The sequence below is a fragment of the Streptomyces sp. NPDC004561 genome (assembly GCF_053602155.1).
On sequence record NZ_JBSGDB010000355.1, the window covers coordinates 1 to 9,472 of the forward strand.

At 73.5% G+C, this 9,472-nt stretch carries 6 protein-coding genes and 1 pseudogene; 3 read left to right on the plus strand and 4 right to left on the minus strand.

Going from position 1 to position 9,472, the window contains the following annotated elements; all coding sequences use genetic code 11:
• The 4 genes and pseudogenes from ACWEN3_RS33580 to ACWEN3_RS33595 form a co-directional block, all read right to left on the minus strand.
• A pseudogene (locus tag ACWEN3_RS33580) lies at positions 1-964 on the minus strand (HAMP domain-containing protein); the annotation flags it as partial.
• A 246-nt stretch (positions 965-1,210) separates the two neighbouring features.
• The gene (locus ACWEN3_RS33585) at positions 1,211-2,521 is read right to left on the minus strand and encodes an alpha/beta hydrolase family protein (RefSeq protein WP_452978607.1); all 1,311 of its coding nucleotides are present in this window, start codon (positions 2,519-2,521) and stop codon (positions 1,211-1,213) included.
• A 543-nt stretch (positions 2,522-3,064) separates the two neighbouring features.
• Positions 3,065-3,841 carry a hypothetical protein gene (locus tag ACWEN3_RS33590; protein WP_452978609.1) on the minus strand — a complete coding sequence of 259 codons (777 nt, stop codon included), beginning with the start codon at positions 3,839-3,841 and terminating at the stop codon, positions 3,065-3,067.
• Positions 3,842-3,927: 86 nt separating this feature from the next.
• Positions 3,928-4,560 carry an RNA polymerase sigma factor gene (locus tag ACWEN3_RS33595; RefSeq protein WP_452978611.1) on the minus strand — a complete coding sequence of 211 codons (633 nt, stop codon included), beginning with the start codon at positions 4,558-4,560 and terminating at the stop codon, positions 3,928-3,930.
• A 741-nt stretch (positions 4,561-5,301) separates the two neighbouring features.
• On the opposite strand from ACWEN3_RS33595, the gene ACWEN3_RS33600 reads away from it, so the two are divergent.
• The 3 genes from ACWEN3_RS33600 to ACWEN3_RS33610 all read left to right on the plus strand — a co-directional run bounded on the left by ACWEN3_RS33600 (position 5,302) and on the right by ACWEN3_RS33610 (position 9,393).
• A complete protein-coding gene (locus tag ACWEN3_RS33600) occupies positions 5,302-5,820 on the plus strand; it encodes a DUF1877 family protein (RefSeq protein WP_452978614.1) in 519 nt (172 codons plus the stop codon).
• Positions 5,821-5,953: 133 nt separating this feature from the next.
• A complete protein-coding gene (locus tag ACWEN3_RS33605; protein ID WP_452978617.1) occupies positions 5,954-6,787 on the plus strand; it encodes a hypothetical protein in 834 nt (277 codons plus the stop codon).
• 14 nt (positions 6,788-6,801) lie between these two features.
• Positions 6,802-9,393 (plus strand): polysaccharide deacetylase family protein, encoded by a 2,592-nt coding sequence (locus ACWEN3_RS33610; protein ID WP_452978619.1) that lies wholly within the window; start codon positions 6,802-6,804, stop codon positions 9,391-9,393.
• Positions 9,394-9,472 lie beyond the last annotated feature (79 nt).

Sequence of the window (9,472 nt, forward strand, 5' to 3'; positions counted from 1 at the left end):
GCTGCTGCACGGCGAAGTGCAGCGCCAGTCCGAGCAGCAGCGCGAGGGCGGCCAGTGCCGCGGCGGCCTTCAGCGCGAAGCCGGAGTAGTCGGCGGCGGCGGTCGTGGCGGGCACCGCGCGGGAGGTGAGCACCGTCAGGCCGAGGCCGTCGGTGTCGCCGGGACCGGTCGCCGAGGCGACCTGGGCCCAGCCGGCCACCGTGCGCCGGCCGCCCGTGGCGGCGCCCAGCAGGCTCCCCGAGGCGTCGGTGCGCTGCCCCGACCCGCTCGCCGCACTGGCCGCCTGGGTGGGCAGAGCGCTGTCGGCCGCGGCCGGCGACGCCGTGCCGTGGGCCGCGGTGACGAGCGCCTTGCCGCTCGCGTCCAGCACCTCGGTGGTGCGTCCGTCGCCGTACGTGGTGAGGGTGGGGAGCGCCTCGGAGACCACCAGCAGCCACTGCCGCTCGGTGCGGCTCGGGGCCTGGTACTGGTCCTGGTTGGCGTCCACCTTCTGCGCGGGCAGGGTGACCTTGGCGAAATACAGCAGTTCCCGCGTGCCACCGGCCGTCATCAGCCGGGGCGGGATCGTGTTGTTGCCGGACGTCAACTGGGAGGCGTTCACCCCGGACAGCGCGACCGGCTTGCCGCCGGCCGCGAGCAGCCTGCCGGAGTGCGGGTCGAGCAGCGCGCTGCCGAGGACCGCCGTTCTGGCCGACGTCAGCGCCTTGAGCGCGGTCGCGGGGGTCGAAGTGCCGGTCGCCGGATAGGCGTCGGCGGTACGGCGGACCCTGTTCGCCTCGACGTCGATCGTGGTCCGCACCGACAGCGCGGTGTCCGCGGCGATCTGCTGTTCCCCGTTGAGCACGGCCTGGGGGACCCGTTCGGCGTGGACGTCGCCGAGGCCGATCACGGTCAGGGCGGCGACCACCAGCAGCAGCAGCACGAGCGAGGCGATCGGCGGGCGGACCCCGCCGAGCAGCGGCATATCGGCGCGGCGGCGGATGCGGTGTCGGCGCGGCGCCCGGTTGGCGGTGGGCAGGGCAGGGGATCCTCTCTCAAATGGCGCCGAGCGCACGAGCGTTCGATCAAGCGAACACTCTAGCTGCGCGGGATTACATAACCATCACACTTTTGTCCCTGTGTCGTGAGAGCGTTTGGGACCACATAAGTGTGATTCAGCCACAACCGGAGGGCGGGTCCGGTATGCCGGGCCCGCCCCTCGGACTCCTGGTCACCTGACGAAGGAGATCTCCGGGTAGCTCTTGTTCGGGCCGTCGAGCAGAGTGCTGTGCTGCTTGCGCAGCGTCTGGTCGAAGAAGGCGGCCAGGTAGTCACGCTGGACCTTGACCGCGCGGTCCGGGTCGATCGTGCCGTACTGCTGCTGCAACTGGTCCTGGGAGAGCCCGAGCAGCCCCGCCTCCTGCGCCACCATCCACTCGTTGTCGCTGAACGACAGGTGCGCCGCGCCATGGAGCTGGACGTCGACCCGGTAGCCCTTCAGGTGCGGCCACAGCGTCCGCCACGAACCGTCGTTGTTGCGGTTGTGGGTGCCGGAGCTGAAGAGCATGAACGGACGGTCGAGGTCCTTGCTCGGCGCCGAGCCGAAGAACTGGCCGTCCAGGTTGGCGCCGGCGGCGATGCGGTGGTCGAGCTGCATGGCGGTGTCGACCGCCGCGCCCCCCAGCGACCAGCCGAACATCCCGATGCGGGACATGTCCACGGCCTGCGTCAGCCCGGTGGGCAGGGTGGCCTTGCCGGCGTCCGGGTTGCCGCCCTTGCTCAGCGTGCCGAGCGAGTCGATGACGAACTTGATGTCGGCCGCGCGCACCTTCAGCGTGTCGGAGGAGTGGGCCCCCGCCGGCATCGCGTTCACCTCGAGCCGGTTCCCGGGGAACTGCACCTCGTTGGCGTCGTGCGTGTGGTCGACGGTCACGACGAGGTAGCCGCGGCTGGCGAGATCCTGGGCGAACTGGGTGCCCATGGCGCGGTCCGAGTGCAGGCCGGTCGAGTACAGCAGCACGGGCAGCTTGCCCAGATTGCTGTTCACCGGGGCGAGGACATGGCCCGCGGTCGTCGGCAGGGTCACCATCTGCGGCGAGAGTCCGCGCGTGGCGAGGAAGTGCGCGCCGGATATCGACGGCATCCACGGCGCCCGGTAGTGACCGGACGTGGAGGTGGCCGGATACCACAGCGTGACCATCAGCTCGCGCGGCTGGTTGCCGGGCACGTAGGGGTCCGTGCGGTGCTTGTCGACGAGGTGCAGGCCGACCATGCCCACGGAGTGGCGCCCGCTCGGCGCGGGCATCGTGAGCTGGAGCCCGGACGTGCCCGCGTGGTTCGACGAGAGCGCCGAGGGGTGGAGCGCCTTGTGCTGCTCGGGCGTCTTCTCGTCGTTCTCGGGGGCCCAGGGCGCGTTCTTGTCGGGCGACTCCCCGGTGGCCGTCGGCTTGTCGGTGGTCTTCCCGGCGGCCATCGCCGGCGACATACCCGCGCCCAGGGCGACGGCCAGCGCACCCGCCGTACCGACCGCTCGGGCGATCACTCTGCGACGGTGGCGCGGGCGGCGGTGTTTCATGAAACCCCCTAGTTGGTCAGCGACCGCAGAACAGGCGATCGGCTGCCGCACACCGTACCGCCGCCGTGGTCAACGGACGCTCCCCACCTCCTCGATGACCCGCCCGCCGCCGGTGAGACCGGTCACGCCCGGCTTCCGTTTCCGGGCTGCCGCCGACGGCCCGGCGAGTGCGGGTGACTTCCGGCCGCCGCCGACGTCGTCCACCGTTGTTGCGAACGCGACTTCACCGGCGCCTCGGCCGACCGGAGCGCGCGGCGGGCGCAGCACACGGCATCCGCCGGAGCGGACGGCTCGACATTTGTGGAGGAAGTGTGAGCAAGTCCGCGACCTCCGCCGCGGAGCCGCCGGCCGCCGTGGGGCAGCCCCCAAGGCCCGTGGTTGCGCTCGCACATGTGGACGCGGAGCGGCTCGCGGAGCGCCCGGCGCGACCCGTTGGCGTAAACCCGCCTCGCCGGCTTGTTGTCCAACTCTTTGCCGGACGAGGCGCGGTCGCGCCGCACCGGGAGAGTGCTACTTGTGCTTCACGCCGCCCTTGCCGCCGCTCGTCCGACCCTTCCGGGACGCACTCCCCGTACTGCTGGAGGAGTTTCGGGAGGCGGAGGTTCCCTTGCTGTGGCCGCTTGCGCCCGACTTGCCCGTGTTACCCGACTTGCCGGATGTGGCCGCGGCCCGGGCGAGCTGATCCGAACAGTAGGCGGCGACCCTGTCCTTGCCGCCCGCGGCCGCGATGAGCTGCTGCCATGCCGTCGCGCCGAGCGCGTTGCCGTGGTCCTTGACCTTCTCGTAGGCGTGACAGTGGGCCTCGGTGTTCTTGGCGGGGTTCCTGCCGTACACCGGTCCGTGGCCCCCGGACGACGCCGACGACGTCGCGTCACCCGGCCGGGCCGGGGCGACGGCCGGCGGGTGAGAGGTTCGCTGACCCGCCCCGGCGCCGTGCGAGGACGAGACGGCCGAACCGATGGCGGCCACCGCGACGCCACCCAGGGTCAGGCTGGCGAACACCACGCCGAGCGTCATCCTCACGGAGCGCCCGGCACGCCGCGCCGCGGGCAGCCGCCAGTCGTCCCGCCGCCGGGTGCGCGCCCGGTGCGCGCCCGCGTCACGGGCGGCCCGGAAGGCGGTCCGGGCGCGCTGCTCGGCCTCGGGGTCGAGATCGTGCACGCGCACGGCGGCGGCCAGCGCCGTCTCCAGCAGGGTGGTGTCGTGGTCCCGCGACCCGGACGCGGCGCTGCCGGGGTGCGCATGCCGACGGCCGGGAACCAGGCCGCCGCTCATTCGTTCACCCATGTCCGCTTCCGTTCCGGTCCGACCTGTTGTGTCCTTCGGCCCGCCGGGGCCCCGGCGTCCGTCCGCCGGCCCACTGCCGCCGTCGTTCATGTCGACTCACCCAGCGTTCTGGGAGCCTCATCCGTCACACCCCGGTCCGGGCCCTTGCCGAGACCGAGCTGAGAGGCGAGGCGTTTCAGGCCGCGGTGGGCGGCCGTGCGTACCGCTCCCGGGCGCTTGCCGAGGACGCGCGCCGCGGCGGGACCGTCGAGGCCCACGACGACCCGGAGGAGGACCGCCTCGGCCTGGTCCCGCGGCAGACCGCGCACCAGCTCCAGCGCCCGTTCCGTGGAGAGCGACTCCAGGGCCTGGTCATGGGTGCTGTGCGAGCTGGGCAGATCGAGCACGTCCTGTTCCGTGCCTCCCGCCCGGGGCCGTACCCGCTGGCGGCGCAGATGGTCCAGCGCCCGGTGCCGGGCTATCGTCGCCGTCCAGCCGCGGAACCCGGCCCCGTCCCCCTTGAAACGGCCCAGGTCGCGGCTGATCTCCAGCCAGGCGTCGGACGCCACGTCCTCCGCGTCGTCGCCGACCAGCCCGTGCAGATAGCCGAGCAGGCCCGGCTGCACGATCCGGTAGGCGACCGCGAAAGCGCTTTCGTCGCCGTCCTGCGCCCGCGCCACCGCCGCGCCCAGTTCGCCGTCGTACGCCTGTACGCGACGGGGTTGCCGTGCCTGGCCCAAGACTGTCCTCGTTTGCACCGGGTTCATCACGAGTCCCTTCGGGCCCCCGCGCCCCCGTCGCATCGACGGCCCCATGGTGACCAGCGTCCGTCAGCACAGAAGTGTCACAACGCAGCGGAAACCCTTCACGTGGCGGGGGGAGCGTCTCGGGTGCGCGCGCCCCGGCGTGACCGGGCGCTGACGTGGGGCGGGGCCGTCCCGGCCGGGTGACGTTTCGGGCCGGTCGTGCGCTGCATGAGTACCGAGCCTGCGCGGGACCGGCCGGTGCACCGGCTCGTCCGGTGCCGGCACCGGTCCCCGGACCTCTCCCCGTACCGCACTGACTCCCCCCGGATGCGGCACGGAGAGGGACGGCGGGCGGCCGGAACCCCATCCACGCGGGTTCCGGCCGCCCCCCACACGTCCTGTCCGGGGGCGGCGAAGGGTTGCCTCTTGCGGCGATCCCGCGATCCCGCGGGCTGCGGCGGTGGCCCGCGCCTGCTCCCGTACGGCCTGTCCGTGGACGGCGGACCGTCCTCCTCGCCACCGATCCCGCAGGCTGCGAAGGTGCCCGGGTGCCTCTGTCCTGCGGACAGCGACCGTCTCCGTCGCTGCTGATGCCGCGGGCCGCGGAGGTGGCACCCGCACCCGGGCGGCGCCGTGCCGGGTCCCTCAGCCGCGCCGGGTCCCTCATGGGATTCCGGGTGGCGTGAGTTCGTCGGGTCGCGTGATGCTTCCGTGTCCCCGTGCGCTCCTTGTGGCATGAGTGCGTACGTACGTCTTCGAGCGGTGCCGCCACCGGCGCTGCGCAACAGTGCGACCTGGCTCGAGCGAATGTTCGGGGACGGCTCGGGGGCCGCCCGGCAGTGGGCCGGCCGGTACCGCGAGGAGGTGCTGGACGAGCGCTATCTGGACCAGGAACGCATCTACGTCGGCGCCTTCCCGCACCGTGTCGAGGACCGGCCCCAGGCCCAGGTGGTGCTCGGCGGCCGGCCGGTCCGACGCCCCGACCCGCACCAGCCGCCGTTCCTGGTGCTGACGGCGGCCCAGGCCCGCCGCGTGGCCGAGTTCCTGATGCTGGCCGATTTCGACACGCTGTGGTTCCTCGCCCGCGACGCGCTTCTGCCGCGCTACGGCGGCGTCACCGGGGAGCCCGGGGCATGGCGCACGTTCGCGGCGGGCCACCGGGAACTGACGGAGTTCTACGCGCGGACGGCCGAGTCCGGGGACGCGGTGGTGAAGCGAGTGTCGGCCTGGGACCGCAGTTACGCCCAGCTTTAGCACGATTGACACCCTTCGCCCCCTTCTGGCCGGCTCGATCCGTTCTGCGGGGCCGAGGTGTAACACTTTCGGCCACGCGCGCTCTCTCCATGCGGACGGCCATGTCGGTCGGCCAGGACAGGGGACACGACTCGTGCAGTGGACGAACCAAAGCGGCGGGGCGTACGGCGGGGAGCCGTACGACGGCGCCGGTCAGCCCTATGCCGCCGGCCACGGGTACGGCTACGGCGCCGCCACCGACACGTCCACGCTGCCCTGGGAGCCGGCGCCGCACGCGCAATGGACGCACCCGGGGCCCGGAGACCAGGGGACCGGAGCGGTCCCACAGGCCCCCGTGATGCCTCTTCACGCGGCCGGCCCGGCCTTCGCCACCGCGCCCCCGGAGCCCTGGCAGCCCCAGCCGCCCCAAGCACCCCCGGAGCCCTGGGAGTCCTGGGACCGCCCGCGCGGTGACGTCCTCACCGCGCCGCCGGCGGCGTTCGACGCCCCCGGTCGTCCCGACCCGGGACCGGACACGCCCGCGCCCGAGCCGGCGCGGCCCGTCTTCGTCGACTCCTCAGGGCGCCGCCAGCGCCATGTGCTCCGTGCCGCCCGGCTGCTGGTCATCCCGGCCGGCGGCTACGTCGCCCTGCTGATCGGCACGATGCTGGGCGGCCCCAGCATCAGCTCCCCGTTCGTCCCCCAGCCGGACGCCGCGCACCCGGCCGTACCCCGGGCGACCGCTTCCGACTCCTCGTCCGGCACCGGCCACTCCACGGGAAGCGCCGGCACCACCGCGCGGCGGGACTCCCGCACCACGGCACGCCAGACCACCTCCGGCCCCACCGGCCGTACGACCGCCCCCGCCGCGCCCCCGGCCGCCGCGCCCACCCGCACTTCCCCGACCACGACGACCACTTCCGGCTCCACCCACGCCCGCTCCTCCAAGGGCCGCGCCCTCGGCTCGTCCCACAAGCCCGTGAAGTGACCCAAGGCCCAGACGTGTCCGATCGCCCCCGCCGCAGTGCCGCCCCCCGCCGGCACAGCCACCCCCGCCAGGTCACCCCCCGCACCCACTGGCTGCTGCTCAGCGTGCTCGTGGTGACCCTGTCGACCGCCCTCCTGCTCCAGGGCTACACCCACCACATGTTCGGCATCACGCCGGACGAGGCGACCGCCCCCCATGGCCGCGACGACAAGGTGCCGAGCCAGGTGGTCCACGGGGGCCCCGTGATAGCGGACGCCGCCACCACCGCGCACACCGCCCGGGTGAAGGCCCGCACCATCGCCCTGACCTTCGACGACGGCCCCGACCCCGTCTGGACGCCCCGCGTCCTCGACGTGCTGCGCCGCGACCATGTGCACGCGACCTTCTTCGTCGTCGGCACCGAGGTCGTGGCCCACCCGGAACTGGTCCGCCGGATCGTCGCCGACGGCCACCAGCTCGGCATCCACACGTTCACCCACCCCGACCTGTCCCGCCTCGCCCCGTGGCAGCGCTCCCTGGAACTGCGCGAGACCCAGTTGGCGGTGGCCGGCGCGGCCGGGGTCACGACCGCGCTGCTGAGACCGCCGTACTCCTCGGAGAACGACGCTGTGAACAACGCCGACTGGTCCGTGCTGAAGCAGGCGGACGCGGCGGGCTATGTCACGGTGCTCTCCACCCAGGACGCCGAGGACTGGCAGCGCCCCGGCGCGGCCCGCGTCGTCGCGAACGCGACACCGCACGGGCACGCCGGGCAGATCCTGCTGATGCACGACGGCGGCGGCGACCGCTCCCAGACGGTCGCCGCGCTGAAGAGCCTGATCCCCCGGGTGAAGGCACAGGGCTTCCGGTTCGAGACGGTCGGCGCCGCGGTCCGCATGGCCGGCCCCGTCCAGCGCGCCGGACTCGGCGACCACCTCCAGGGGATGGCCCTCATCACGGTGCTGCAGGCCGGCGACTGGGCCGTATGGCTGCTGGGCGTGCTGATGTACGCGGCCGGAGCGCTCAGCGTGCTGCGCGCGGTGGTCGTGGTGATCGCGGCCCGCCGGCACCGGCGCGAGCGCACGGGGCGCCGGAGCCGGCCCTGGGGGCCGCCGGTGACCGAACCCGTCAGCGTCCTCGTCCCCGCCCACAACGAGAGCGCCGGGATCGAGGCGGCCGTCCGCTCACTGGTCGCCTCGGACCACCCGGTGGAGATCATCGTGGTGGACGACGGCTCCACCGACGGCACCGCGGACCTGGTGGAGTCGCTCCGGCTGCCGGGGGTGCGGGTGATCCGGCAGGAGAACGGGGGCAAGCCGGCCGCGCTCAACACCGGTCTCGCCGCGGCCTCCTGCGACCTGGTGGTCATGGTCGACGGCGACACGGTCTTCGAGACCGACACCGTCCACACGCTCGTGCAGCCCTTCGCCGACCCCGCCGTGGGCGCGGTCTCCGGCAACGCCAAGGTCATCAACCGCTCGGGCCTGCTGGGTCGTTGGCAGCACATCGAGTACGTGGTCGGCTTCAACCTCGACCGCCGCCTGTTCGACCTCGCCGAATGCATGCCGACCGTGCCCGGAGCGGTCGGAGCGTTCCGCCGCCAGGCGCTGCGGGCCCTCGGCGGCGTCAGCGACGTCACCCTCGCCGAGGACACCGACCTCACCATGGCGCTCTGCCGCGACGGCTGGCGGGTGGTGTACGAGGGGGGCGCGGTGGCCTGGACCGAGGCGCCCGCGTCACTGGGCGCCCTGTGGCGCCAGCGGTACCGCTGGTGCTACGGCACCCTGCAGGCGATGTGGAAGCACCGCGGCGCGCTGGCGCAGCGCGGCGCGGCCGGCAAACTGGGCCGCCGCGGCCTGGTCTACCTGCTGCTCTTCCAGATCCTGCTGCCCCTGCTCGCCCCGGTCGTGGACATCTTCGCCCTGTACGGCCTGGTCTTCCTGGACCCGGTCCGGATCAGCGGCCTGTGGCTCGCCTTCCTGCTGCTGCAACTCGGCATGGGCCTGTACGCGTTCCGTCTGGACGGGGAACGCCCCGGCCCGCTGTGGAGCCTGCCGCTCCAGCAGCTCGTCTACCGGCAGCTCATGTACCTGGTGGTGATCCAGTCCGTCTTCACCGCCGTGTCCGGCTCCCGCCTGCGCTGGCAGCGCATGGAGCGCTACGGCAGCCTGCGGGCGCCGACGGACGCGGGCCCCACCGGGGACGAACCCACCACGGCCCCCGCACGGCCGGAACCGCATCCCTACGCGGGCGCCGCACGGCAGGAGCCGTACGAGACCGCCGCTAGCGCCGGACCGTACGAGACCGCCGCCAGTCCCGGACCGTACGCGGCCGGCCAGGTTCACGGGGCGTACGAGCCCTACGCGGACCCCGGACCGTACGTGCCCCACCCGGATCCAGGACCGTACCTCTCGCACCCGGCCCCGGCACCGTATCTTTCCCACCCGGCCCAGGCGCCGTACCTTTCCGACCCTGCCCCCTGGCCGTACGGGGTCCCCCCGCTGCCGTCGGCGTACGAGGCGGGCCCCCGGCCCGGACCGTACGGCGCCGGGCCGGGGCCGGAACCGTACGGGGAGCCTCCCCGGCCCGCCCCCCGGCGGCCGGGACCCCACGACTTCACCCAGTAGCACCGAAAGGAACGTGATCCGAACCCATGGCAGGAACCCGGCGTCGGCCGCCGCAGCGCACGATCTCCGGCAGCCGTAC